Here is a 25466-nt window from a genome sequence, read left to right as displayed (position 1 = left end):
GGTCCCCGAACGCAATGACCGGCAGGATGAAGGAGCCAGCGCGTGCTCGACCAAGGCGCACCCCCGCACGACCGCACAGCGACCACCCCCGCACCCCAGGGCGTCGCCGCGCGCCTCATGCGGCGCAAGCCCGTGGAACGCCTGGTCGCGGAGGGCGGCCAGGGCGAGGGAGGCTCGCTTCGGCGGTCCCTCGGCCTGTGGCAGCTGACCATGATCAGCATCGGTGCCACCCTCGGCACCGGTATCTTCGTCGTCCTGGGCGAGGCCGTCCCGAAGGCGGGCCCGGCCGTCGTGCTCTCCTTCGTGATCGCCGGTCTCACCGCGCTGTTCTCGGCCCTGTCCTACGCCGAGCTGGCGGGCACCATCCCGGTCTCCGGCTCCTCGTACTCGTACGCATACGCAACGATGGGCGAACTGATCGCCTGGGTCTGCGGCTGGTGCCTGCTCCTGGAGTACGGCGTCTCGGTCGCCGCCGTGGCCGTCGGCTGGGGCGAGTACCTGAACGAGCTGCTGTCCGGCACCATCGGCGTCACCATCCCGAACGCCTTCGCCAATCCGCCCGGCGTCGACGGCGGCGTCTTCAACCTGCCCGCCCTGATCGTCGTGATCCTCGCGATGGTGTTCCTGATGGGCGGCGCCAAGGAGTCCGCGCGGGCCAACACCATCATGGTGTCCGTGAAGATCGCCGCGCTGATCCTGTTCTGCGCGATCGGCTTCATGGGCTTCAAGTCCGGCAACTACTCCCACTTCATGCCGCTCGGCATGGCGGGCGTCAGCGGCGCCGGTGCCACGCTGTTCTTCTCGTACATCGGCTTCGATGCCGCCTCCACCGCCGGTGAGGAGGCCAGGGACGCCCAGCGCGACCTGCCCCGCGCGATCATGCTGTCGCTGGTCATCGTGACCGCCCTGTACGTGCTGGTCGCCGCCGTCGCCGTCGGTGCCAAGCCGTGGCGCAGCTTCAACGACTCCGAGGCCACGCTCGCCCAGATCATGAAGGACGTCACCGGGCAGAGCTTCTGGGGCACCCTGCTGGCCTTCTGCGCCGTCATCGCCATCGCGAGCGTCGTCCTGACCGTGCTCTACGGCCAGACCCGCATCCTGTTCGCCATGTCCCGCGACGGCCTGGTGCCCAAGATCTTCGCCAAGGTCCACCCGAAGACCGGCGCCCCGCGCGCCAACACGGTCATCGTGTCGCTGTTCTGTGGTGTCCTCGCCGCCGCGATTCCGCTGGGTCAGCTGGCGGACGCCACCAGCATCGGCACGCTGTTCGCCTTCGCGCTGGTCAACGTGGCCGTCGTGGTGCTGCGCCGGACCCGCCCGACCATGCACCGCTCCTTCCGGGTCCCGCTGTCGCCGGTGCTGCCCGCGCTGGGCTTCGCCTTCTGCGTGTGGATGATGGGCAGCCTGTCGACCGTCACCTGGATCGTGTTCGGTGTCTGGATGGCCGTCGGGCTCGTGTTCTACTTCGTATACGGCTATCGCCGTTCCCGTCTCGCGACCGGTGACGGCCTCGCGGTGACGGCAGAGAAGTGACCGGACCGAAGAAGTGAACCACCCCCTGTGCTGAACGATCTCGACGAACGCATCGTGCACGCCCTCGCCGAGGACGCCCGCCGCTCCTACGCGGACATCGGGCAGATGGTCGGCCTGTCCGCGCCCGCGGTGAAGCGGCGCGTGGACCGGCTGCGCGCGACCGGAGCGATCACCGGATTCACCGTGCGGGTGGATCCGGCGGCGCTCGGCTGGGAGACCGAGGGCTACATCGAGATCTACTGCCGGCGGAACACCTCGCCGGACACCATTCAGCGGGGGCTGGAGCGGTATCAGGAGGTCGTGGCCGCGTCCACCGTCACCGGGGACGCGGACGCGATCGCCCAGGTCTTCGCCTCCGACATGCGGCACTTCGAGCGGGTGCTGGAGCGGATCGCCGGGGAGCCGTTCGTGGAGCGGACCAAGTCGGTGCTGGTGCTGTCGCCGTTGCTGCGGCGCTTTTCTTCCGGGGCGCCGGGGTAGGGCGGCTTCCAGCCCCGAGCCCTACTCCGCGGTCTTGCGTGCGAGGGCGTTGTTCCCGATGGAATTGTGCACGCTGAAGCTCACCGCGTCCGAGCGGTACCGGTCGTCCGACCACTCCACCGGGCGCCCCTCGCGGGTCGTCGTCACCCGGCGGACGCGCAGCAGCGGACTCGTACGGCGGACACCCAGCAGCTCGGCGTCCTGTGCACCCGCCGCCACGGCGTCGATGATGTGCTCGCCGTAGGCGAAGACCAACCCCCTGTCGTCGTAGAGGCGTTGGGTCACCGACGGGCAGTCCGGCTCGATCGACTCGACGGCGGGGGAGATCCAGTCGGCGTACACCGTGCGCTCCAGCAGCACCGGCTCGCCGTCCAGGCCGCGCACCCGGAGCACGTGCAACACCTGGGTTCCGACGGGCAGTTGGAGGCGTACGGCGTCTTCGTGGGTCGCCGGGCGGTACTCCTGGGACACCACCTGGCCGGTGGCCTCGCGGCCCATCGCCCGGGCCCACTGGGCGAAGCTGCGCAGTTCCTCGAAGCTCTGGCTGCGGCGGCTGGCGAGGACGACGCGCCGGGCACCCTGACGGGAGCCGATCAGGCCTTCGGAGGTAAGGGCCGCGACGGCCTGACGGACCGTGCCTCGTGAGACGCCGTAGTGCGTCGCGAGTTCCGACTCCGAGGGCAGGCGGCTGCCGACCGTGTACTCCTCGCGGTCGATCGCCCGCCGCAGCTCGTGGGCGATCTCCTCGTGTCGCGCCGTCATGCTTCCCCTCTGCTCAGATCACTGTGCACAGCGTGACCAGCCTAATCGAGACCTGAGCGTGATCTGAAACGGTCTGGATTGTGCAGTCAACCAGGGTCCAAAGTTTCGCTCCCGTTTACAGACAGGACACTGCGAGCGGGCGTACTGTGACGCAACTTGTTCAGACAAGTTCTCCGCAACCCTCATGCGTCCCCCTGGAGAGACCGTGACCGTGTCCCTGCCGAGAAACGCCGTCCTCGGCGGCTCCCTCGCCGTCGTCGCCGCGCTCGCGCTCAGCGCCTGCGGCGCCGCCCCCGACAACGCGTCCACCACGACCAAGGACGGCAAGAACGCCGCCACCGCCACCTCCGCGGCCGACTTCGGCGGCATGGACGCCCTCGTGAAGGCGGCCAAGAAGGAAGGCACGCTGCACATCATCGCGGTGCCGCGCGACTGGGCCAACTACGGCGCGATCATCGACGGCTTCCAGAAGAAGTACGGCATCAAGATCGAGGACGAGAGCCCCGACGGCACCAGCCAGGACGAGATCAACGCCGTCACCACCCGCAAGGGCCAGGACCGCGCCCCCGACGTCCTCGACCTGGGCTCCTCCTTCGCGCTCAGCGCCGGCCAGCAGGGCCTGCTCGCGCCCTACAAGGTCGCCTCCTACGCCGACATCCCCGAGGCCCAGAAGGACCCGCAGGCCCGCTGGTTCAACGACTACGGCGGCTATGTCTCCATCGGCTGCGACGCCAAGCGCGTGAAGACCTGCCCGACCAGCTTCAAGGACCTGCTCAAGCCCGAGTACAAGGGCCAGGTCGCCCTCAACGGCAACCCCACCAAGTCCGGCTCCGCCTTCGGCGGCGTCTACGCGGCGGCTCTGGCCAACGGCGGCTCCTTCGACAACATCCAGCCCGGCCTCGACTTCTTCGCCAAGCTGAAGAAGAACGGCAACTACACGCCCGTCGAGTCCACCCCGGCCACCGTCGAGAAGGGCGAGACGCCGATCTCGATCGACTGGGACTACCTGAACGCCGGTTACGCCGACGAGTTCAGGTCCAAGGGCCTCGACTGGAAGGTCGTCATCCCGAGCGACGGCCAGTACGCCCAGTACTACTCCCAGGCCATCAACAAGGACGCCGCGCACCCGGCGGCCGCCCGCCTGTGGCAGGAGTACCTGTACAGCACCGAGGGCCAGAACCTGTGGCTCAAGGGCTACGCCCGCCCGGCCCTGATGACCGCCATGGAGAAGGCCGGCACCCTCGACAAGACGGCCGCCGCCAAGCTCCCGAAGGTCACCGGCACGCCGTCCTTCCCGACCGAGACCCAGCAGAGCAAGGCCAAGACGGTCATCGCCCAGGGCTGGGGGAAGGCCGTCTCCGGATGACCGCCGCTCTTCCGCGCGCGGACGTGGCGCCCGTCGCTTCGGCGAAGCGGCGGCGCCGCGCCCCCGGCTGGCTCGCCGTGGTGCCGCTGCTGGTGTTCACGGCCGTCGCCTTCGGCCTGCCCGCGCTGGCCATCGTCAACGGCGCCTTCTCGGTCGACGACGCCACCACGGGCGCCACCACCTACACCGGCGCCAACATGACGGCCTCGCTGCAGGGCCCGTACCTCACCGCCCTGCTGGGCAGCGTCAAGCTGTCGGCGATCTCCGCCGCGCTCGGCGCCCTGCTCGGGCTGCCGCTCGCCCAGGCCGTGGTCAGCTCCCGCTCCCGCTGGCTGCGCGAGGCCGTGCTGACCGCCTCCGGCGTGCTCGCCAACTTCGGCGGCGTCCCGCTGGCCTTCGCCTTCGTCGCCACCCTCGGCAACGCGGGCGTCCTCACGGTGCACCTGGGCCTGAAGGACACCGGCTGGGACCTCTACAGCTTCTGGGGCCTGATCCTGGTCTACCTGTACTTCCTCATCCCGCTCATGGTCCTCACCATCACCCCGGCGCTGGACGGCCTGCGCTCCCAGTGGCGTGAGGCCGCGCTGAACAACGGCGCCACCGGGGTGCAGTACTGGCGGCACGTGGCCCTGCCGGTGCTCGCGCCCTCGCTGCTCGGCGGCCTGGTGCTGCTGTTCGGCAGCGCCTTCGCCGCCTACGCCACCGCCGCCGCCATGGTCGGCAGCGCGGTCCCGCTGGTCACCCTGCAGATCGCCGACGCCCTGTCCGGCAACGTGCTGGTCGGCCAGGAGAACGTCGCCCTCGCCCTCAGCCTCGACATGGTCCTGGTGGCGGGCCTGGTGATGGCCGTGTACCTGCCCCTTCAGCGACGGAGTGCCCGATGGCTCGACGCCTGACCCTGTGGCGGTGGGTCGTCCTCGGCCTCGCCGCGCTGTACTTCCTGGTGCCGCTCGCCGCCTCCGCGATCTTCACGGTGGACGTGCCCGGCCAGGGCCTCACCTTCGACGCCTACACCAAGATCCTCTCCGCCGACGGCTTCCTCTCCAGCCTGCTGCTCTCGCTGGAGCTGGCCGTCGCCACCATCGCGGTCGTGCTGCTGCTGATGGTGCCCGCCGTGGTCGCGCTCCGGCTCGGCTCGCCCCGGCTGCGGCCGGTGGTCGAGGTGGTGTGCTCGCTGCCGCTGGTGGTGCCGCCCATCGCGTTCGTCGCCGGCATCGCCACCGTGCTCAAGTGGGGCCCGGAGCATTTGTCCCGCACCCCGCTGTTCGAGACGTTCGTGGTGATCCAGAACGACCGGTTCCCCGTCGTGCTGGTCCTCGCCTACGTCGTGATGGCCCTGCCGTTCGTCTACCGGGCCCTGGACACCGGCCTGCGCGCCATCGACGTACGGACCCTCGTCGAGGCGGCCCGCAGCTGCGGCGCCTCCTGGCCCAAGGCCCTCGTCCGGGCCGTCCTGCCCAATCTGCGCGGGGCCCTGCTGAACGCCTCCTTCCTCACCCTGGCCCTGGTCCTCGGCGAGTTCACGGTCTCCCATCTGCTCGGCTACACCCCGTTCGCCGTGTGGATCTACAACGTCGGCGGCGAGCAGGCCCAGATGTCCGTCGCCGTGTCCGTGCTCAGCCTGCTCGTCACCTGGGCCCTGCTCCTCGCGCTCGCCGGTGCCGGCGGCGGACGCAACCGAACCGCCAACTCCCGGGGATGAACACACACCATGACCGCCACCACGCTTGAGAAGGCCGTCGCAGAAAAGGCCGCCACCGTCGAATTCCGCTCGCTGCGACGGGAGTTCGGGGCCACCGTCGCCCTCGACGGACTCGACCTGACCGTCCGCCCGGGGGAGTTCCTGGCGCTGCTCGGTCCGTCCGGCTGCGGCAAGACCACCGCACTGCGCATGCTCGCCGGGTTCGAACACCCCGACTCCGGCGCCGTCCTGGTGGACGGCGAGGACGTCACGCACGTCCCGGCCCACCGCCGCGACGCCGGCATGGTCTTCCAGTCGTACAGCCTCTTCCCGCATCTGAACGCCGTCGACAACGTGGCCTTCGGGCTGCGTATGCGGGGCGTCCGTACGGCCGAACGCCGGTCCCGCGCAGCCGAGCTGCTGGAGCTGGTCGGACTCGCCGACAAGGGCGAGCGCTATCCGCACCAGCTCTCCGGCGGCCAGCAGCAGCGCATCGCCCTGGCCCGCGCCCTGGCCCTGCGCCCGCGCGTGCTGCTGCTCGACGAGCCGCTGTCCGCGCTGGACGCCAAGGTGCGGCTCACCCTGCGCGAGGAGATCCGCCGCCTCCAGCAGGAGCTCGGCATCACCACCCTGTTCGTGACGCACGACCAGGAGGAGGCGCTCTCGGTCGCCGACCGGGTCGCCGTCATGCGCGCCGGCCGCCTCGAACAGTGCGCCGAACCCGCCGAGCTGTACGGCCGCCCCGCCACCGCCTTCGTCGCCGAGTTCGTCGGCACCATGAGCCGGATCCCGGGCGAGCTGACGGACGGCACGGTCCAGGTGCTCGGCCGGCGGTTGCCGGCCGACGGCGAGGTGTCCGACGGGCCGGTGGACGTGCTCGTGCGGCCGGAGGCCGTCCGGGTGGGCGCCGACGAGCAGGGCACCGCCCGGATCATCGCCACCGCCTTCCTCGGCGCGGTCGTCCGGGTCACCGTACGGCTCGCCGACGGCACCGAGGTCAAGGCCGACCTGCCCGCCCACGAGGCCACCGGGCTCGGCGCCGGAACCGCCGTCGGCGTGTCGCTGCCCGACCGGCCGGTGCTCGTGGCCGAACGTATCCAGAAGTGAGGAATTCCCCGAACGTGACCCCCCACACCCATCAACTCCCGCTGCAGGCCGTTCTGTTCGACATGGACGGCACGCTCGTCGACACCGAGCGGCTGTGGTGGGAGGCGGTCGAGCAGGTCGCCGGGCGCCCGCTGACCGAGGCCGACCAGCCCGACGTGCTCGGCCGTCCGATCGAGCACACCGCCGCCTGGCTCGCTACGGCGACGGGCCGGCCGGAGGCGGACCTCGCGGCCGAGCTGCACCGCGAGTTCGCCGACCGGGTCCGCACCGGGATCGTGCCCCGGCCCGGCGCGCCGGCCCTGCTGGACGCGCTGGCCGCCGCCGGCGTCCCGGCCGCCCTGGTCACCGCGTCCCCGCGGGCGGTGGCCGACGTCGTTCTCGACGCCCTCGGCGCCGACCGGTTCGCGGCCTCCGTCACCGCCGACGACACGGCCCGCACCAAGCCGGCCCCCGACCCCTACCTGGCCGCCTGTCGGGCCCTCGGCGTCGACCCCGCCGCCTGTGTGGCCGTGGAGGACACCGAGACCGGCGTCGCCTCCGCCGAGGCCGCCGGCTGTGCCGTCCTCGCCGTACCGTCCCTCGCGCCGATCGGCACCGCGCCCGGCCGCACCGTCCGGGAGAGCCTCGCCGGGGTCACGGTCCACGAGCTGCGGCGCATGGTCGCGCCCGAACTCCGGGTCATGAGCTGGAACCTGTGGCTCGGCGGCAGCGAGGTCGACGATCACCGCGCCAAGCAGCTCAAGGTCGTCCTGGACAGCGGCGCCGACGTCGTCGGACTCCAGGAGACGGGTGGAACCGCGGCCCAGGAGCTGGCCGAGGCGCTCGGCTGGCACCACCACCGGGCCGGCGAGAACCTCGGCATCATCAGCCGCCACCCCATCACCGCCCGCTTCGGCGACCCGGAGGTCGGCTTCTACGGCGCCGCGGGCGTCCGGATCGCCGTGGCACCGGGCCGCGAGGTCGACGTGTGGACCGCGCATCTGCACTACACGCCGTACGGCCCCTACGAGTCCGTCTTCGACGGGCTGCCGGCGCCGGAGCTGATCGCCCATGAGGAGCTGCGGCTGGTCCAGATGCGGGACGCACTGGCCCGCATCGCCGACTCCTCCCGCGATGGCGTCCCGGTCGTCCTGGTCGGCGACTTCAACTGTCCCTCGCACCTGGACTGGCCGGACGTGGCGTGGCCGGTGACGAGGGCCGCCGAGGACGCGGGCTTCGCCGACTCCTACCGCGAGGCCCACCCGGACCCCGTGGCCGAGCCCGGCCACACCTGGTCGCCGATCCATCCGGTGCACGAGGACGGCAGCGGACGGCCCGAGCCGCAGGACCGGATCGACTACGTCCTGCACCGCGGCCTGACCGTACGGGACGCGCGGACCCTCGTCACCGGCAGGCCGTGCCCCTGGCCGGACGTCGCGGACAACGACTGGCCCTCCGACCACGCGGCGGTCGTCACCACCTTCGCCTTGACCAGGATGTGACCGAGGGTTACCGCAGGTCACCATTGCGGTCCGGGGTGATCGTCCCGTAGTTTGTGCCGCACTTTCTACTGACTGGTAACCCCGGCAGGTACTCCATGCGCTGGCCCCTCGGCCGTCCCACCACCGTCCGCACGCGGATCGTGGCGCTCGCGCTCGCCCCGGCCGTCGCGCTGATGGCGCTGTGGAGCTTCGCGATGGTGTCCGTCACCGCCGAACTGCGCGCGCTGATCCGGCTCCAGGGGGTGTACGAGGACTTCGGCACCCCCGTGGACACCGCCGTCGGGCAGATCCAGATCGAGCGCCGGATGTCCGCCGCCTACCTGGGCGCCCGCCTCGACACGGCCACGGGCGGTCAGCTGCTCGAACAGCAGCGCCGTACCGACCGGGCCGTGGACGCCATGCGGCAGGCGATCCGGGGCGGCGACCGCGACCGGCTCACGGTGCGGCAGCGGCAGGCGCTGGACGCCATGGTCGCGGCCACCGGGAAACTGGACGGGCTGCGCTCGCAGGTGCTGTCCCGGCACATCACCTGGGACCGCGCCGTGGACCGGTACAGCGCGCTGGTCGAGCCCGGCTTCGACGTGCAGTCCACGCTCACCGCCCTCCAGGCCGGACAGCTCGCCCGCGAGGCACAGGTCGTCATCGAGCTGGTGCGGGTACGGGAGTTCGTCTCGCGGGAGGACGCGCTGGTCGCCGGGGCGCGCGCGGCCGGCACGCTGACCGACCGGCAGTACGACACGCTGACCGCGACCATCGAGGACCGGCGGGTGTTCCAGCGCACGTATGTGCCGGACCTGCCCGCCGACTCGCGTGCGCTGTTCGAGGACTTCCAGCGCGGGAACCTGTACGGCTCGCTGGCCCGCGGCGAGGACGCGCTGCTGCGGGCCGGGGCCGCGGGCGCCGGGCGGGCCGTCGCGGCGGACGCCTGGCGGTCCACCACCGACCGGGCCGTGAAGCGGTACATGCAGCTGTGCACGCGGTCCGCCGAGAACTCCGCGGCACGCGGGCGGGCCTTCGCCTACCGGGAACTGACCAAGTCGGCCGTCGTCGGCGTCGTGGGGCTCGCGGCCGTGGGGCTGTCGCTGTGGTTCGCGGTGCGCGGTGCACGGCGCATCTCGCGGCGACTGGAGACACTACGGGACGCGGCCGACGTCCTGACTCAGCGTCAGCTGCCGGACGTCATGCGCCGGTTGAGCGCCGGCGAGGAGGTCGATGCGGTGGCGGAGGCGCCGCCGCTGGCCGCCGACGAGGTGCGTGACGACGAGATCGGGCAGGTCGGCCGGTCCTTCAACACCGCGCGGCTCGCCGCCGTCGAGGCCGCCGTCAAGCAGGCGACCCTGCGCCGCGGCCTGTTCGCGGTGCTGCTCAACATCGCCCGCCGCAACCAGGCGCTGGTGCACCGCCAGCTGAAGCTCGTCGACACCCTGGAACGGCGCACCGACGACCCCGACGTCCTGCGCGAGCTGTTCCGCATCGACCATCTGACCACGCGCATGCGCCGGCACGCGGAGAGCCTGATCATCCTCTCCGGCGCCGTGCCCGGCCGCCGCTGGCGCCGGCCCGTGCCGGTCGCGGACGTCGTCGCCTCGGCCGTCAGTGAGATCGAGGACTACGCGCGCGTGGTGGTGCCGCCGATGCCGGAGGTGGGCGTGGCGGCGGACGCGGTCGCCGACGTCGTCCATCTCGTCGCCGAACTCCTGGAGAACGCCACGGTCTTCTCGCCCCCGCACACCCAGGTCACCCTGCGCACCGGGCGGGTGGGCAGCGGGTTCGTGCTGGAGATCGACGACCGTGGCCTCGGCCTCGACGCCGAGGCGCGCACCCACGCCCACGCCACGCTCACCGACCCCGACGCCTTCGACCCCACCCGCCACGACCGCCTCGGCCTCTATGTCGTCGGCCGCCTCGCCGCCCGCCACGGCATCGAGGTGAGCCTCGCAGACTCGCCGTACGGCGGCACGACGGCGGTGGTCCTGCTGCCGCAGGGGGTGTTGGCGCAGCCGGAGCCCGCCGAGCCCGTGTCGGCGGGGCCGGGGGAGCGGGCGGAGCGCAGCGGCGTACGGCAGACCGGAGGGGTGGAGGACGCGCGGCCCGGGGCGGGTGCCCCGGAAGGCCGGACGCTGCCCGGGCACGGGCGCGCCGACGGCCTCGCAACCGTACGGGAGCTGCCGTCGAGGGGCCGGCCCGCGGATGGGGCCGAGTCGCCGTCGGGAAAGCGAGCCGGTTCCGCTCCCGGTGCGGATGTGCTGCCCACACGGAGGCGGCCCAAGGCCCGGCCCTCCGGCGACCCGGACAGTGCCATCGCCCCGGAGCCGCCCGCCGGCCAGCAACCGGCACACACGTCGGCTCCCGAGCCGGAGACCCCCGCCCTTCCCACCCGGATCCGCCAGGCCTCCCTCGCCCGGGAGCTGCGGGAAGACCCGCCCGCGCCGGAGACGGCACCCGGGCGGGAGGTCGACGCCGACGAGATGCGCGCGATCTTCGGCGCCTTCCAGCGCGGCCTCGACCGCGGCCGCAAGGGCCTTCCGGCGACCGACGCGACTGCCCGAAGCTCCGGTACCACGAAGCCGACGGAACCGCAGCTCCCAAGGGGCGCGGGGAGCGGCGCGACCAGCCCCCACGCACCGGCACCTGACCACGCACAAGCACCCGCACCCGAACACACCCCCGCACCTGACCAGGCACATGCGCCCACACCCGCCCACGCCCACAGCGCGCCCGCCGACGCCGACCCCGACCCCTTGACCAGCCACGCCGACGAAGGGACCGACACCGATCATGAACGGTGACGACCAGACCCCGGAGCCGCACGACCCGCCCGCCGGAGCGCCCGGCACGGACCTGGGCTGGCTGCTGGACGATCTCGTGGCGCGCACCGAGCACGTCCGTCAGGCCGTGCTGCTGACCGCCGACGGCCTCCCGCTCAGCAGCTCGGACGGGATGCGCCGGCGCGACATCGAGCACCTGGCCGCCGTCTGCTCCGGCTTCCACGGCCTGGCCCGTTCGGCGGGGGAGCGGTTCGCCGTGGGCGAGGTGCGGCAGACCATGGTGATGCTCGACGACGCCTACCTCTTCATCACCCCGGCCGGCCACGGCAGCCGGCTCGCCGTCCTCAGCGAGGCCGGCACCGACGTCGGCCAGCTCGCCCACGAGATGGCCCTGCTCGTCCGCCGCCTCGGCCGCCACCTGGACGCGGCCGCCCGTACCCCCAGATGATCCCGCGGTGAGCGACGAGCACTGGTACGAGGACGAGACCGGGTCGATGGTGCGCCCCTACACGGTGACCCGGGGCCGCACCCGGCCCGCGGGTGCGCATGCCATCGACCTGATGTCCCGGGTCACCGCGCTGGACGTCGACGCGCCGGGACCGGGCGTCGACCATGCCCGTGCCGCCCTGCTCGACCTGATCCGGCGCGGCCCGCGGCCCGTGGTGGAGCTGGCCGCGGACGCCGACCTGCCTCTGACCGTCCTGCGGGTGCTGCTCGGTGACCTGGCCGAGGCGGGCCTGATCCGCATCGACGAGCCCCGCCGCCACCCGGCCGGCGGCCCGGCCACCGACCCGGGGCTGCTGCGGGAGATCGTGCGGCTGCTGCGGGAGATCTAGCCGTTCCTCCGAGCCGCGCAGGTGAAGGTGACGTCGTCCCCGGCCGACCGGTACAGCACGGGAACCGCACCCGGGGGCGCGCAACGAATCGCCGCGCGACCCGCTCTCCACGCAATGAACCGCGCACGAGCGCGCAACGGCTCCTTCTTGTCCGGCCGAGCGCGCCGACCGTACCTTTTTCGTGGCCCCAAAAACGTCGCGGGCCGTCCCCAAAGCCACTTTCCGGTGAGGATCCGCATGCGCACCGCCCTGCTCCAGAGCTCCGGCCGCCCCGGCTCGATCGCCGAGAACCTCAAGGTCCTCGACGAGGCCGCAGGCCGCGCCGCCGCCGCGGGCGCCGCGCTGCTCGCCGCACCGGAGATGTTCCTGACCGGGTACGCGATCGGTGACGACATCGCCCGCCTCGCCGAGCCCGCCGACGGCGACAGCGCGGACGCGATCGCCGAGCTGGCCCACCGGCACGGCCTGGCGATCGTCTACGGCTACCCGGAGCGCGACGGCGACACCGTCCACAACTCCGCCCAGCTGATCTCGGCCGACGGCACCCGGCTCGCGAACTACCGCAAGACCCACCTCTTCGGCTGCTTCGAGCGTGACCACTTCACGCCGGGCGAGCAGCCGGTCGTCCAGGCCGAGCTGAACGGCCTCACCGTCGGCCTGATGATCTGCTACGACGTCGAGTTCCCGGAGAACGTCCGCGCCCACGCCCTGGCCGGCACCGACCTCCTCGTCGTCCCGACCGCGCAGATGCACCCCTTCCAGTTCGTCGCCGAGTCCCTGGTGCCGGTGCGCGCCTGGGAGAACCAGATGTACGTCGCGTACGTCAACCGCGTCGGCCAGGAAGGGGAGTTCGAGTTCGTCGGCCTCTCCGTCCTCGCCGGTCCCGACGGTGTGGCCCGCACCCGGGCCGGCCGCACCGAGCAGCTGGTGCTGGCCGACGCCGACCCCGCCTTCCTGGCCGCCTCCCGCGAGGCCAACCCGTACCTGCAGGACCGCCGTCCCGGTCTGTACGGGTCGCTCAGCTGAGCCGCCGCAAAAAAGCCTCCCCCTGTTTCACCACGCGCAAGGAGTCCGTACCCCATGACGTCCACGGTGCCCAACGCCGTCGAGCACGCCGACGAGCAGCAGCCGCCGATCACCATGTTCGGCCCGGACTTCCCCTACGCCTACGACGACTTCCTCGCCCACCCGGCGGGCCTCGGCCAGATACCCGCGACCGAGCACGGCACCGAGGTCGCGATCATCGGCGGCGGCCTGTCCGGCATCGTGGCCGCCTACGAGCTGATGAAGATGGGCCTCAAGCCCGTCGTCTACGAGGCCGACCAGATCGGCGGCCGGCTGCGCACGGTCGGCTTCGAGGGCTGCGACGAGTCGCTGACCGCCGAGATGGGCGCGATGCGCTTCCCGCCGTCCTCCACCGCCCTCCAGCACTACATCGACATGGTGGGCCTGGAGACCAAGCCCTTCCCGAACCCGCTGGCCGAGGCCACCCCCTCGACCGTCGTGGACCTCAAGGGCGAGTCGCACTACGCCGAGACCATCGACGACCTGCCCCAGGTGTACCGGGACGTCGCCGAGGCCTGGAACAAGTGCCTCGACGAGGGCGCCGACTTCTCCGACATGAACCGCGCCATGCGCGAGCGGGACGTCCCGCGCATCCGCGAGATCTGGGCGAAGCTCGTCGAGAAGCTCGACAACCAGACCTTCTACGGTTTCCTCTGCGACTCCGAGGCGTTCAGGTCCTTCCGGCACCGCGAGATCTTCGGTCAGGTCGGCTTCGGCACCGGCGGCTGGGACACCGACTTCCCGAACTCCATCCTGGAGATCCTGCGCGTCGTCTACACCGAGGCCGACGACCACCACCGCGGTATCGTCGGCGGCTCCCAGCAGCTGCCGCTGCGCCTGTGGGAGCGCGAGCCGGAGAAGATCGTCCATTGGCCGTACGGCACCTCGCTGAAGTCCCTGCACCTGGACGGCGAGCCGCGCCCGGCCGTGACCCGGCTGCACCGCACCGCGGGCAACCAGATCACGGTGACGGACGCGAACGGCGACATCCGCACCTACAAGGCGGCGATCTTCACCGCCCAGTCCTGGATGCTGCTGTCCAAGATCGCCTGCGACGACTCGCTCTTCCCGATCGACCACTGGACGGCGATCGAGCGCACCCACTACATGGAGTCCTCGAAGCTCTTCGTCCCGGTCGACCGGCCGTTCTGGCTGGACAAGGACGAGGAGACCGGCCGGGACGTCATGTCGATGACGCTGACCGACCGCATGACCCGCGGCACCTACCTCCTCGACAACGGCCCGGACCAGCCCGCCGTCATCTGCCTGTCGTACACCTGGTGCGACGACAGCCTGAAGTGGCTGCCGCTGTCCGCGAACGAGCGAATGGAGGTCATGCTGAAGTCGCTCGGCGAGATCTACCCGAAGGTCGACATCCGCAAGCACATCATCGGCAACCCGGTGACGGTCTCCTGGGAGAACGAGCCCTACTTCATGGGCGCGTTCAAGGCCAACCTGCCCGGCCACTACCGCTACCAGCGGCGCCTGTTCACCCACTTCATGCAGGACCGGCTGCCCGAGGACAAGCGGGGCATCTTCCTCGCCGGCGACGACATCTCCTGGACGGCCGGCTGGGCCGAGGGTGCCATCCAGACCGCGCTGAACGCGGTCTGGGGCGTCATGCACCACTTCGGCGGCGAGACCGACCCGGCCAACCCCGGACCGGGTGACGTGTACGACGAGATCGCCCCTGTGGAGCTGCCCGAGGACTGACCAGGAAACGAGCAAGGACCAAGGCGCGGGCGGCCGGCCTCAGACTCCGGCCGCCCGCGCCTTTTCAAATACCTCCGCGGCGACGTCCGTCAGCTCCTGCGCGTCCCCGCTCCTCGAACGGCGGCCAGGGTGAGGGTGACCAGCGGGTCCGCCACGTTCCGGTACTGGTCGGGCCAGGGCAGGCCGTCCATGCCGTACAGACCCACAGGCGGGTCGCCATACCGCTGCTCCTCTGTGATCGGATCGGATACCCGCAGGCAACGTACGGCGATCACCGGGGTGTTCCGAAGGCGGCCCGCACAGGGGCGGAACACGGCCAGGTTCAGTCGGCGAGCGGCGTCAGCAGCATCCGCCCCGCGAACCCCACCGCCGCATCCAGCCGTTCGGTGAACTCCTCGGCCATGTCCGCGCAGTGACGCAGCGTCCACAGGGTCCGTGCCGCCACCCAGGCCGCGTCGCGGGCCCGTTCCAGGCTCCAGGAGCCCAGCAGATGGGTGAGCGGGTCGGCGATCTGCAGCAGATCGGGGCCCGGCATCAGATCCTCGCGGATGCGCTCCTCCAGCGACACGAGGAGCTCACCCACGCGCTCGAACTCGTCCTCCAGCTGGGTCGGTTCGCAGCCGAGCGTACGACAGGCGTCCACCACCGCGAGCGCCAGGTCGTGCCCGATGTGCGCGTTGATGCCCGCCAGCGCGAACTGCAGCGGCCGTACCCCGGGGTGGCGGCGAAGCTGGAACAACGGACGCCAGCAGGCGGGCGGACGGCGGTCCGCGGCCGCCGCGTCGACCGCCGCCAGATAGCGCTCGGCGAACCGCACGTCCAGCGCGATCGCCGCCCGTGGGTCCGGGAACTCCCCGGCGTCCAGGCGCCGGTCGATCTCCTCGGTGACGGTGAGGTAGACGCGGTTGAACACGGCGACACCGTCCCGTTCGGGCAGGGCCGCACCGAGAGCGCGCATCCGGGAGACGACCGCGTCGACGGGAGTGGTGAAGTGTTCCAACTGCGCCATGGGGGAAGGGTCCCAGCCCTGGGCCGAGGGGCGGGCCGACGGGCCGGAGACATCGCCGGAACGGGGGAACGGACCGCCGCAGTGCGGAATGTGAGGGGGGAGTGGCACCGTGTCAGGCTTACGTGCCCGGCGCTCGGCCGAGCGCCGTGCCGCGCGCAGGCGTGCCGTACGGCACGGGGTGATGGTGGTGGCGGCCTCGGTGGTGACTCTGGCCGGCTCGGTCACCGGTGTGGTCGCGTCGCTCGGCTCCGGCGTCCACGGCCCTGACCAGGCCCGGACCGAGGTGACCCGCGCGCCGACCGCGGCCCCCATGCCGCGGATACCGTGGCCTTCGCCCTTGCCCTCGCCCTCGCCCTCGCCTTCGTCGAGCACGACGGTCGCCCGGAGGCCGAAGCCGACCCCGGAGACCACGACCCCCACCCCGCCCAGGAGAAAGCAGCCGGCCACCGCCGTGCCACCGCTCCTCTTCCGCCACGCCGACTCCCAGGTGCTCGACTGGGTCCGCACTCACCCCGACGATCCGCGCACCGCCCTCATCGCCTCCCGGATCGCCGACCAGCCGGCCGCCGTGTGGTTCACCGACCCGGACGCGGAGACCATCGCCGCCCGGGTGCGCGCGGTCACCGCGGGCGCGGCAGCGGAGGGCCGGGTCCCGGTACTCGTGCCGTACGCGATCCCCGACCGGGACTGCGGCGGCGCCTCCCGTGGCGGTGCGCCGGACCCCGCGGCCTACGACGCCTGGATCGACGCCTTTGCCCAGGGGCTGGGCTCCGGCGAGGTGATCGTGATCCTGGAGCCGGACTCGATCGCCCAGTCCGACTGCCTGCCGGACGCCGACCGCGCCGCCCGGTTCGCCTCCCTTGCCCGCGCCGGCCGGGTCCTGAAGGCGGCGAACCCGAAGGCACGGGTCTACTACGACGCCGGCCACTCCGGCTGGAACCCGCCGGCCGAGCAGGCCGCGCTGCTGAGGCAGGCGGGAGCGGCCGGGGCCGACGGCGTCTTCAGCAACGTCTCCAACTTCCGCACCACCGCCGACGAGATCGCCTACGACCGTCAGGTTCTCGACGCGCTCGGCGGCCCGGCGCGCCTCGGCGCCGTGATCGACACCAGCCGCAACGGCAACGGTGCCCCGGCGGACGGCCGGTGGTGCGACCCGCCGGGCCGGAGGATCGGCCGGGCGCCGACCCTGGACACCGGCGAGGCCCGGATCGACGCCTACCTGTGGGTGAAGCCGCCGGGGGAGTCCGACGGCTGCCGGGAAGCCGCCGGGACGTTCACGCCGTCGTACGCCTACGACTTGGCGCGCGGAGCCCCCTCCTCCTCGGCCTCCGTCTCGTAGGCGGAGGTGCCCTCGTCCAGCAGCGGCTCCTGCTGCTTCAGATGGGCCGGGGCGAAGGCGCGCAGCGCGTGGTAGCCGGTGATGACGACCAGGGTGCCGAGGGCGATACCGCTGAGCGAGAAGTTGCCGGTGAACTTCAGGCTGACGTTGCCGACGCCGATGATGATGCCCGCGGCGGCCGGCACCAGGTTCAGCGGGTTGCGCAGATCGACCTTGGCGTGCAGCCAGATCTGGGCGCCGAGCAGGCCGATCATGCCGTAGAGGATCACGGTGATGCCGCCGAGGACCCCGCCCGGAACCGCGGCCACGACCGCGCCGAACTTCGGGCAGATGCCGAAGAGCAGCGCGAAGCCGGCCGCGGCCCAGTAGGCGGCGGTGGAGTAGACACGGGTCGCCGCCATCACGCCGATGTTCTCGGAGTAGGTGGTGTTCGGCGGGCCGCCCACCGCGGTGGACAGCATGGATCCGACGCCGTCCGCCGAGATCGCCGTACCGAGCTTGTCGTCGAGCGGGTCGCCGGTCATCTCGCCGACCGCCTTGACGTGGCCCGCGTTCTCCGCGACGAGGGCGATGACGACCGGCAGCGCGACCAGGATCGCCGACCACTGGAATGACGGTCCATGGAAGTGCGGCAGGCCGATCCAGTCGGCCTTGGAGACGCCGGAGAGGTCGAGCCGCCAGTGGTCGGTGACCTTGCCTCCGGCGCTCATGGAGTGGATCCTGCCGAAGATCCGGTCGAAGGCCCAGGAGATGCCGTAGCCGAAGACGAGACCGAGGAAGATCGCGATACGGGACCAGAAGCCCCGCAGGCAGACCACGGCCAGCCCGGTGAACAGCATGACCAGCAGGGCCGTCCACTGGTCCTGCGGCCAGTAGGTGGCGGCGGTCACCGGGGCCAGGTTGAAGCCGATCAGCATGACGACCGCGCCGGTGACGATCGGGGGCATGGCCGCGTGGATGATCCGCGCCCCGAAGCGCTGCACCGCGAGTCCCACCAGGAACAGCGCGATACCGACGACGAACACCGCGCCGGTCACCGTGGCGCTCGTGCCGCCCTGTGCGCGGATGACGGCGGCCACGCCCACGAACGACAGGGAGCAGCCCAGATAGCTCGGCACCCGGCCGCGGGTGGCGAGCAGGAAGATGGCCGTCGCCACGCCCGACATCATGATGGCCAGGTTCGGGTCGAGGCCCATCAGGACGGGCGCGACGAAGGACGCGCCGAACATCGCGACCACGTGCTGGGCGCCCAGGCCCACCGTGCGCGGCCAGGAGAGCCGTTCGTCGGGGCGTACCACCGCTCCGGGCGCGGGCGTGTGCCCGTCACCGTGCAGCTTCCAGCGCACGCCGAGGTCCATGGTGCAGTTTCGCTTTCTTACGTACGTGAAGACGGTCCGAACCATTGTCACGGGTAGCAAGCAGTTCTACGCTCGCACGGTCCTGCTCATGAACTCTGTTCATATATCTGACCGGGGCTGATCGATGACAGATCGGAGTGCTCGATGAGTGGAAGATCCCGAGCGGCGGCGCTGCTGGCCGCGGTGGTGACGTTCGGCGCCGCGCTCGTCCCGACCGCGCACGCCGCGTACGCCCCCTCCGCGCACGCCGCGCCGAAGGCCCCGAGGACCGGCGTCCTCGACGGCGGCCGGCTCCAGCGGACCCGCGCCCGCCTCGGCCACGACCCCCGACTCCGGCGTGCCCTGCGGGACTTGACCACCCGCGCCGACGCCTGGCTGGACCAGGGCCCCTGGACGGTCGTCGACAAGCCGAGGCCCGCACCCGGCGGTGACGCCCACGAGTACCTGAGCCAGGCCCCCTACTGGTGGCCCACGACCACACCTAGTGCCGACAACCCCTGGGGCTGCCCGTACGTCCAGCGCGACGGGCAGCGCAACCCCGAGGTCGACAGCGGAACGGACCGGCAGGACGCAGAGAAGGTCTTCGACTCGACGTACGACCTCGCGCTCGCCTGGTACTACACCGGCGAGCGGGCCTACGCCGAGAAGGCCGGGCAGATCCTGCGCACCTGGTTCCTGGACCCGGCCACCCGGATGAATCCGGACCTGGACCACGCCCAGTTCATCCCGTGCAAGTACGACGGCCGGGCCATCGGCATCATCGACTTCTCCCAGTCGTACACCAGCGTCCTCGACGCCCAGGCGATCCTGGCCGCCGGCGCCCCCGGCTGGAGCACCGAGGACCGCACCGCGATGGCCAGGTGGAACGCCGACTTCCTGAACTGGCTGAAGAACAGCGACTTCGGCAAGCAGGAGGGAGCGGCGGCCAACAACCACGGCACCTTCTACGACATGCAGCTCGCCGCCCTCGCCTACGCCACCGGCGACACCGCCCTGGCCCGGCGGACCGTGCTCGACGCGCGCGGCAGGCGCATCGACCCGCAGATCGCGGCCGACGGCAGCCAGCCCCAGGAGCTCGCCCGCACCCGCAGCTGGCACTACTCCACCTTCGACCTGGTCGCCCACACCCGGCTCGCGGCCATCGGCCGGCACGTGGGCGTGAACCTGTGGTCGTACCGGGGCCCGGACGGTCAGAGCCTGTTCAAGGCGGTCGACTATCTGCTGCCGGCCGCGACCGGCGCCGCCGCGTGGTCGCATCCGGAGCTGGAGTTCCACCGGTACGCGGCCACGGACGTCGTGCACGCGGCGGCCGACGCGGGCGATCCGGCGGCCGAGGCGGCCGTGGCCCAGCTGGAGGCGCCGCCCGGCGGGGACCTGTGGGCGCTGCGGCCCGCCGCCGAGCAGCTGGACTCCATCGCGGGCTGACCGGCACTCGGCCAGGGCTTCTGAGCGGTCGCTTAGTATGTGGCCGTCTCGCCAGCCAAGTTCAGGAGCCCCTCCCGTGACCGCCGAAGCCCCGATCGCACCCGTCGTCTCCTACGGCCGGCTGATCCCCGTCACCGTGCACTTCGACGACCTCGACGCGCTCGGGCTCCTGCACAACGCCCGCTATCCGTTGCTGGTCGAGCGCGCCTGGACCGAGCTGTGGAACGCGCACGGCGTCCGCTTCGACGGCGACTGGCACGCGGCCGGCGACGCCTGCAACGCGGTCCGAGAACTGCGCATCAGCTACGAGGCACCCGTGACCAGCCCCGGCACCTACGCCGTTCACCTCTGGCTGGACCGGCTCGGCACCACCGGTCTGACCTACGGCTTCCGCTTCTGCTCGGCCGACGGGGCCCGGACCTACGCCCAGGGCACCCGGGTGCTGGTCCGGCTCGACGCCACGACCCTGCGACCGGCGCCCTGGACCGACGCCTTCAGGGCCGTGGGTTGGGAACTGCTGCGGCCGGCCGGCTGACCTCGGCCCGGCCGCCGCACTCGGCGCTGCGCAGTACGCCCGCGAACACCGCGAGCCCGCACGCCAGCGCCGTCACCACGCAGAACGACACCACCAGACTGGTCGCCTGGGCCACCCCGCCGATCAGGCTCGGCGCGATCAGCCCCGAGGTGTAGGTGATCGTCGCCACGCCCGCGATGGCCTGGCTGGGATGGGGCCCGGCGTGCCCGGCCGCCGCGAAGCACAGCGGTACGACCACCGCGATACCCAGTCCCATCAGCGCGAACCCGCCCATCGCCACCGCCGGATACCCGGCGAACACGATCAGCAGTCCGCCCAGCACGGCCAGGACGCCCCCGACCCGGACGGTGCGGACCGCGCCGAACCGGTTCACCACCGCGTCCCCGGCGATCCGGGCCACCGCCATCGTCAGCATGAAGCCGGTCGTACAGGCCGCCGCCACACCGGCCGAGCTGTCCAGCCGGTCCCGCAGGAACACCGCCGACCAGTCCAGGCTCGCGCCCTCCGCGAACACCGCGCAGAAGCCGACCGTGCCGATCAGCAGGGCCGAGCGCGGCGGCAGCGCGAACCGCGGCGGCGGCTCCTCGTGCTCGGCGGGCTGCAGATCCAGCACCCAGGTGCAGGCCACCAGTCCGAGCACGGTCAGCACGGCCGAGGCGAGCGAGAAGTGCAGCCGGGCGTCCGCGCCGAGGTGCGCCGCGAGCGCGCCGGCCGCCGAGCCGATCAGGGCGCCCGCACTCCACATGCCGTGCAGCCCGGACATGACCGACTTGCTCAGCAGCCGCTCGATCTCGACGCCGAGCGCGTTCATCGCCACGTCGGCCATGCCCGCGCTCGCGCCGTAGGTGAACATCGCCAGGCACAGGGTGTACAGGTTCGGCGCGAGGGACGGCAGGACCAGGGAGAGCGTCCACAGCGCGAGCAGCCCGCGCAAGGCCGTACGACTGCCGAAGCGGTGGCTGATCCGGCCCGCCAGCGGCATCGCACAGGAGGCGCCGAACGCCGTGAAGGCCAGCGCGAACCCCAACTGACCCGCGCCGAGCGAGGCATGGTCCTGGATCCACGGCACCCGGGTGGCGAACGTGCCGGTCACGGCGCCGTGCACGGCGAACACGGCCGCCACGGCGTACCGGGCGCGCCTCACTTCGTCGCGCGTGAAGCCCATGTCACTCATGTTCCGATCCCTCCCCATAGGTCGGTCTCGCGGCACCCGCCGTAAACTATCAGGGACCCTGCCTGATAGATAGACGAGGGGCGCCCATCGCCCCGGCCTCATCACGGCCGCCGTCGGCGTCCCCAGGTGCGTGGATCTGGAAGGATTCCCGTCATGCCCGCATCACCCGTCATGCCCGCATCACCCAGCACCGCCCGGGCCATCAACGACCGTCTGGCCCTGCGCCTGCTGCAGCAGGAAGGCCCACTCACGGCCGGGCAGTTGAAGCAGCTGACGGGTCTGTCCCGGCCGACGGTCGCCGACCTCGTGGAACGGCTCACCGACGCCGGGCTGATCACGGTCGTCGGCGAGTCCGGCGAGCAGCGCCGGGGTCCCAACGCCCGGCTGTACGGCATCGTCGCCGACCGGGCCCACCTGGCCGCGCTCGACGTCCGCACCGGCGGCGTCTTCGTCCTGGTCTCCGACCTGGTCGGACGGGTGCTGGCCGAGGCGTCCGTGCCGATCGGCGGCGACACCGGGACCGGTCCCGCCGTGGAGCAGGCGGTGGCCGCGGTGGAGCGGACCGCCAAGGAGGCCGGGGCGATGGGGGCGCCCCCGCGCGAGGGCGTTCGAGCGTGGGGGAAACTGCACACCGTCGGCATCGGCGCGCCCGGCCTCATCGACCCGGCCACCGGCGACCTGCGTGACTCCGGCAGGCTGCCCGCCTGGCACCGCTGCCTGGCCGCCGCCCTGCAGGAGCGGCTGCCCGGGGCCCGCGTCACCGTGGAGAACGAGACCAACCTCGCAGCCCTGGCCGAGCAGGGCGAGGGCGCCGCCCGGGACCGGGACACCTTCGTCCTGCTCTGGCTGGGCCACGGCGTCGGCGCCGCGGTCGTCCTCGACGGCACGCTGCGCCGCGGTGCCTCGGGCGGCACGGGCGAGATCGGCTTCCTGCCGGTGCCGGGCACCGACTCGCTGCCCTCGGCGCGGGACTGCGACGGAGGTTTCCACTCGCTGGCGGGCGCGGCGGCGATCGGCGCCCTGGCGGCGCAGCACGGCCTGCCCATACCGGCCACGATGGACGGACCGGGCGCGGCGGTGGTGATCCGGGAGGCCGTGGCGGAGGTGGCGGGGGAGGCGTCTCATACGGACGCCGGACGCCCTGCCGGTTCGGTCGGTTCGGACGCCGAACGCCCCGCCGGCCGGTTTCTGCACGCTCTCGCCGACCGGATCGCCATCGGCGCCGCGTCCGTGGTGGCCGTACTCGACCCCGGCTGTGTGGTGCTCGGCGGAGAGGCCGGGCAGGCCGGCGGCACGGTGCTCGCCGGGCTGGTGGAGGAGCGGCTGCGCCGTATGTCACCCTTGCTCACGGAGGTCCGGCCGAGCACCCTCGGCGGCACGGCGGTCCTGCGCGGCGCCCTGCTGACCGCCCGCGACCGCGCCCAGGACGAGCTGTTCGCACCACAGGACCGGAACTGACGGCAGGCCCGTCTCCCCCTCTCCCGCCCGGCCGCCGGGTCAGCCGCCGAAGCGGTGCCCCAGGTACTCCTCGAACGTCGTCTTCCCCACCGCCTGTTCCGGCGCCAGCAGCCCGCCCTCGCGGCAGGCGCGATACGTCCGGCCGAACAGCGGCACCTGTGCCACCGCCCGGCGCCGCCCGGTCGCACGGAGGTAGGCGCGCGCCAGCGAGTCCAGGGACCGCACTTCGGGGCCGCCCATGTCCGCCACCCGCCCGGCCGGCGCCGCCAGGGCCAACTCGACCAGGCGGTCCGCGACTTCGGTCACCTCCACCGGCTGGTCCGGGATCCCGGCCGGGACCAGCATGACGGGCAGCTTGGCCAGTCCGCCCAGGGTCGTGACGAGCAGGTCGTGGAACTGGGTCGTGCGCAGGACGGTCCAGCCGAGGCCCGACGCCTCGATCTTGCGCTCCACGGCCAGCTTGGTCTTGTAGTAGCCGAGCGGCACCTGGTCGATGCCGACGATGGAGATGTAGACCAGATGGCCCACCCCGGCCCGCCGGGCCGCCGCGATCAGATGATCGGCGGCGGTCTCGTCCCCGCCCCGCTGGGTGGTCGCGCAGTGCACCACGGTCTCCACGCCGGCGAGCGCGGCGTCGAGCCCGCTCCCGCCGACGCGCAGATCGACGGCGTACGGCGGCGTGTGCCGGCTGAGCACCCGCACCTCGTGCCCGTCCGCCCGCAGCCGCTGCGTCACCCGCGTGCCGAGCGTGCCGGTCCCGCCGGTCACCAGGATGGTGGTCATGGTGTTCCCGTCCCTCCGGACTCGGGGTCGCCCCCGGTCGGAGCACCCTCTTCCACTGAGACCACACAGCCTCCGGAAATGTGACAGGCCCCGGGGCGGCTCCGCTACGACCGCGTCAGCTGCCGTTGCATGAAGGCCAGCTTGTCGGGGTTCGTCACCGTTCGCACATGGGCGATCAGCCCGTCCCGCAGCTCGAAGGACGCCACCCCGGCGAGCACGTCGCCCGCCCACGCGACCAGCGCGCTCGCGCCGTTGACCTCCAGCACCACGATGTCCAGGCCGCCCGCGAACCGCTCGGCCCCGCCCACCAGGAAGCGCACGACCTTCTCGCGTCCCTCGACCGGCCGCCTGGCCGCGGACACCTTGCCGCCCCCGTCGCCCCAGTAGGTGACGTCCGCCGCGAGCAGCTTCTCCAGGCCGGCCAGGTCGCCCTCCCGGGCCGCCGTGAGGAAGGACACGAGCAGCTCCTCCTGCCGCTCCGGCGCCGGCTCGAAGCGGCTCTCCGGCACGGCGACCCGGGCCACCGCCCGCCGGTACAGCTGACGGCAGTTGGACTCGCTCAGGTCCAGGACGTCCGCGATCTCCCGGTGGGCGTAACCGAACGCCTCACGCAGCACGTACACGGCCCGCTCGGTCGGCGTCAGCCGCTCCAGCAGGACCAGCAGGGCCATGGAGACCTGATCGCGCCGCTCCGCCGACTCCAGCGGCCCGAGCGTGCCGTCGGAGGTGGCCACCGGCTCGGGCAGCCAGGTCCCGGGATACTCCTCGCGCCGCGCCCGGGCCGAGGTCAGCCGGGTCAGACAGAGGTTGGTGACGGCCTTGGCGAGCCATGCCCCGGGGTGCTCGATCGCCGCCCGGTCGGCGCCGCTGAACCGCAGATACGCGTCCTGCACCGCGTCCTCCGCCTCATGGGCGGAGCCCAGCAGGCGGTAGGCCAGGCCGAACAGGCGGGACCGGTGGGACTCGAACTCTTCGGAGGCCGGCGAAGGGGTCATGCGCCTCAGAGTGCCAGACGCCCATCGGCGTCCCGACGGTGGAGTCCGACGTCCCGACGGTGGAGTCCGGCGTTCTGGCGGCCCGGCGGCGGGCAAGGGCCGTCGTCACCGCCACCGGACCCGCCCGCACGATAAGAGGACTAGACCAGTAAGGTCAATAGGTCCGGACCAATGGTCAAGGTGCCCTGAGAGTACGGCAGTTGTGCCGGCCCGGCCGCATCACGCAAGGTCGGCGACACATGCTGTGAGGGAGCCCACACCCTCCGTCTGTCTGAAGCGCCGTCCGGCGTGGCACACTGGCCCTGTACCAGAAGCAGCGCACTCCGGGGTCGGTGAAAGTCCGAACCGGCGGTTACAGTCCGCGACCCGGTCGCTTCCAGCGGCCGGTTGACCAGGTGAAATTCCTGGACCGACGGTTAAAGTCCGGATGGGAGGCAGTGCGCGGCGGGCGGGCACGCGTAAGTGTGCGCGTCGCCGTATCTGGGGCTTGTCCGCATGCGGACGGGCCTCTTTCGGTGTCGCCGCAGGTGTGTTCACCCGTACATTCTGTCGTCATCGACAGGCCCCGGAGTCCGTGCCCGAAGAGGCAGGAGGACCC

General features: G+C 72.2%; 23 protein-coding genes and 1 riboswitch. Of the genes, 16 read left to right on the top strand and 7 right to left on the bottom strand.

What is annotated here, in order from left to right; translation table 11 throughout:
• The first annotated feature begins 42 nt into the window (after positions 1-42).
• Positions 43-1533, top strand: a complete 1491-nt coding sequence (locus ACZ418_RS22780) for an amino acid permease (protein ID WP_468365721.1) — start codon at positions 43-45, stop codon at positions 1531-1533.
• Between the two features lie 27 nt (positions 1534-1560).
• Positions 1561-2013 (top strand): Lrp/AsnC family transcriptional regulator, encoded by a 453-nt coding sequence (locus tag ACZ418_RS22775; protein ID WP_031174468.1) that lies wholly within the window; start codon positions 1561-1563, stop codon positions 2011-2013.
• A gap of 21 nt (positions 2014-2034) precedes the next feature.
• On the opposite strand, the gene ACZ418_RS22770 is transcribed toward ACZ418_RS22775, so the two are convergent.
• Positions 2035-2775 (bottom strand): GntR family transcriptional regulator, encoded by a 741-nt coding sequence (locus ACZ418_RS22770; RefSeq protein WP_468365718.1) that lies wholly within the window; start codon positions 2773-2775, stop codon positions 2035-2037.
• A 205-nt stretch (positions 2776-2980) separates the two neighbouring features.
• On the opposite strand from ACZ418_RS22770, the gene ACZ418_RS22765 reads away from it, so the two are divergent.
• The 10 genes from ACZ418_RS22765 to ACZ418_RS22720 all read left to right on the top strand — a co-directional run bounded on the left by ACZ418_RS22765 (position 2981) and on the right by ACZ418_RS22720 (position 14792).
• Positions 2981-4141, top strand: coding sequence for an ABC transporter substrate-binding protein (locus tag ACZ418_RS22765; RefSeq protein ID WP_468365715.1), 1161 nt, complete (start codon positions 2981-2983; stop codon positions 4139-4141).
• Positions 4138-5037, top strand: coding sequence for an ABC transporter permease (locus ACZ418_RS22760; protein WP_468365712.1), 900 nt, complete (start codon positions 4138-4140; stop codon positions 5035-5037). Before ACZ418_RS22765 ends, ACZ418_RS22760 begins: the two co-directional genes overlap by 4 nt.
• Positions 5022-5843, top strand: coding sequence for an ABC transporter permease (locus ACZ418_RS22755; RefSeq protein WP_468365710.1), 822 nt, complete (start codon positions 5022-5024; stop codon positions 5841-5843). Before ACZ418_RS22760 ends, ACZ418_RS22755 begins: the two co-directional genes overlap by 16 nt.
• Positions 5844-5852: 9 nt before the next feature.
• A complete protein-coding gene (locus tag ACZ418_RS22750; protein WP_468365707.1) occupies positions 5853-6929 on the top strand; it encodes an ABC transporter ATP-binding protein in 1077 nt (358 codons plus the stop codon).
• 14 nt (positions 6930-6943) lie between these two features.
• The gene (locus tag ACZ418_RS22745) at positions 6944-8410 is read left to right on the top strand and encodes an HAD-IA family hydrolase (protein WP_468365704.1); all 1467 of its coding nucleotides are present in this window, start codon (positions 6944-6946) and stop codon (positions 8408-8410) included.
• A 95-nt stretch (positions 8411-8505) separates the two neighbouring features.
• Positions 8506-11199 carry a sensor histidine kinase gene (locus ACZ418_RS22740; protein ID WP_468365701.1) on the top strand — a complete coding sequence of 898 codons (2694 nt, stop codon included), beginning with the start codon at positions 8506-8508 and terminating at the stop codon, positions 11197-11199.
• Entirely contained in the window at positions 11189-11626 is a 438-nt protein-coding gene (locus ACZ418_RS22735; RefSeq protein ID WP_468365698.1) for a roadblock/LC7 domain-containing protein, read from the top strand. The genes ACZ418_RS22740 and ACZ418_RS22735 overlap by 11 nt, the downstream gene beginning before the upstream one ends.
• A gap of 7 nt (positions 11627-11633) precedes the next feature.
• Entirely contained in the window at positions 11634-12014 is a 381-nt protein-coding gene (locus ACZ418_RS22730) for a DUF742 domain-containing protein (RefSeq protein WP_468365695.1), read from the top strand.
• Between the two features lie 237 nt (positions 12015-12251).
• A complete protein-coding gene (locus ACZ418_RS22725; RefSeq protein WP_468365693.1) occupies positions 12252-13040 on the top strand; it encodes a carbon-nitrogen hydrolase family protein in 789 nt (262 codons plus the stop codon).
• A 54-nt stretch (positions 13041-13094) separates the two neighbouring features.
• Positions 13095-14792 carry a flavin monoamine oxidase family protein gene (locus tag ACZ418_RS22720; RefSeq protein ID WP_468365690.1) on the top strand — a complete coding sequence of 566 codons (1698 nt, stop codon included), beginning with the start codon at positions 13095-13097 and terminating at the stop codon, positions 14790-14792.
• Between the two features lie 89 nt (positions 14793-14881).
• On the opposite strand, the gene ACZ418_RS22715 is transcribed toward ACZ418_RS22720, so the two are convergent.
• Both ACZ418_RS22715 and ACZ418_RS22710 read right to left on the bottom strand, forming a co-directional pair.
• Complete coding sequence (locus ACZ418_RS22715) at positions 14882-15067, bottom strand: hypothetical protein (protein WP_468366579.1); 186 nt, start codon at positions 15065-15067, stop codon at positions 14882-14884.
• Between the two features lie 47 nt (positions 15068-15114).
• Positions 15115-15801: a DUF5995 family protein gene (locus ACZ418_RS22710; protein ID WP_468365688.1), complete on the bottom strand. Its 687-nt coding sequence runs from the start codon at positions 15799-15801 to the stop codon at positions 15115-15117.
• 181 nt (positions 15802-15982) lie between these two features.
• Here ACZ418_RS22710 and ACZ418_RS22705 point away from each other — a divergent pair, with 181 nt between their 5' ends.
• Positions 15983-17140, top strand: a complete 1158-nt coding sequence (locus ACZ418_RS22705; protein ID WP_468366539.1) for a glycoside hydrolase family 6 protein — start codon at positions 15983-15985, stop codon at positions 17138-17140.
• Here the strand turns inward: ACZ418_RS22705 and ACZ418_RS22700 are convergent.
• A complete protein-coding gene (locus tag ACZ418_RS22700) occupies positions 17092-18498 on the bottom strand; it encodes a uracil-xanthine permease family protein (protein ID WP_468365686.1) in 1407 nt (468 codons plus the stop codon). The genes ACZ418_RS22705 and ACZ418_RS22700 overlap by 49 nt on opposite strands.
• A 144-nt stretch (positions 18499-18642) precedes the next feature.
• Here ACZ418_RS22700 and ACZ418_RS22695 point away from each other — a divergent pair, with 144 nt between their 5' ends.
• On the top strand, positions 18643-19923 hold the full coding sequence (locus ACZ418_RS22695; protein ID WP_468365684.1) for an alginate lyase family protein: 1281 nt from the start codon (positions 18643-18645) through the stop codon (positions 19921-19923).
• A 76-nt stretch (positions 19924-19999) separates the two neighbouring features.
• Positions 20000-20458 carry an acyl-CoA thioesterase gene (locus ACZ418_RS22690; protein WP_468365681.1) on the top strand — a complete coding sequence of 153 codons (459 nt, stop codon included), beginning with the start codon at positions 20000-20002 and terminating at the stop codon, positions 20456-20458.
• On the opposite strand, the gene ACZ418_RS22685 is transcribed toward ACZ418_RS22690, so the two are convergent.
• Complete coding sequence (locus ACZ418_RS22685; RefSeq protein ID WP_468365678.1) at positions 20418-21632, bottom strand: MFS transporter; 1215 nt, start codon at positions 21630-21632, stop codon at positions 20418-20420. The two genes, ACZ418_RS22690 and ACZ418_RS22685, sit on opposite strands and share 41 nt — an antisense overlap.
• Before the next feature lie 171 nt (positions 21633-21803).
• On the opposite strand from ACZ418_RS22685, the gene ACZ418_RS22680 reads away from it, so the two are divergent.
• Positions 21804-23090: an ROK family transcriptional regulator gene (locus tag ACZ418_RS22680; RefSeq protein WP_468366536.1), complete on the top strand. Its 1287-nt coding sequence runs from the start codon at positions 21804-21806 to the stop codon at positions 23088-23090.
• A 39-nt stretch (positions 23091-23129) separates the two neighbouring features.
• Here ACZ418_RS22680 and ACZ418_RS22675 read toward each other — a convergent pair whose 3' ends face one another.
• Together ACZ418_RS22675 and ACZ418_RS22670 are read right to left on the bottom strand one after the other, a co-directional pair.
• Positions 23130-23873, bottom strand: a complete 744-nt coding sequence (locus ACZ418_RS22675; protein ID WP_468365675.1) for an SDR family oxidoreductase — start codon at positions 23871-23873, stop codon at positions 23130-23132.
• A 104-nt stretch (positions 23874-23977) separates the two neighbouring features.
• A complete protein-coding gene (locus ACZ418_RS22670) occupies positions 23978-24868 on the bottom strand; it encodes an RNA polymerase sigma-70 factor (RefSeq protein ID WP_468365673.1) in 891 nt (296 codons plus the stop codon).
• A gap of 314 nt (positions 24869-25182) precedes the next feature.
• Positions 25183-25313, top strand: a riboswitch (FMN riboswitch).
• The last annotated feature ends 153 nt before the right edge of the window (positions 25314-25466 follow it).

The organism is Streptomyces sp. NPDC030820, from assembly GCF_055572075.1.
The sequence above is the reverse complement of the archived record's forward strand: the minus strand, read 5'-3'. Positions and strand labels throughout refer to the sequence as shown.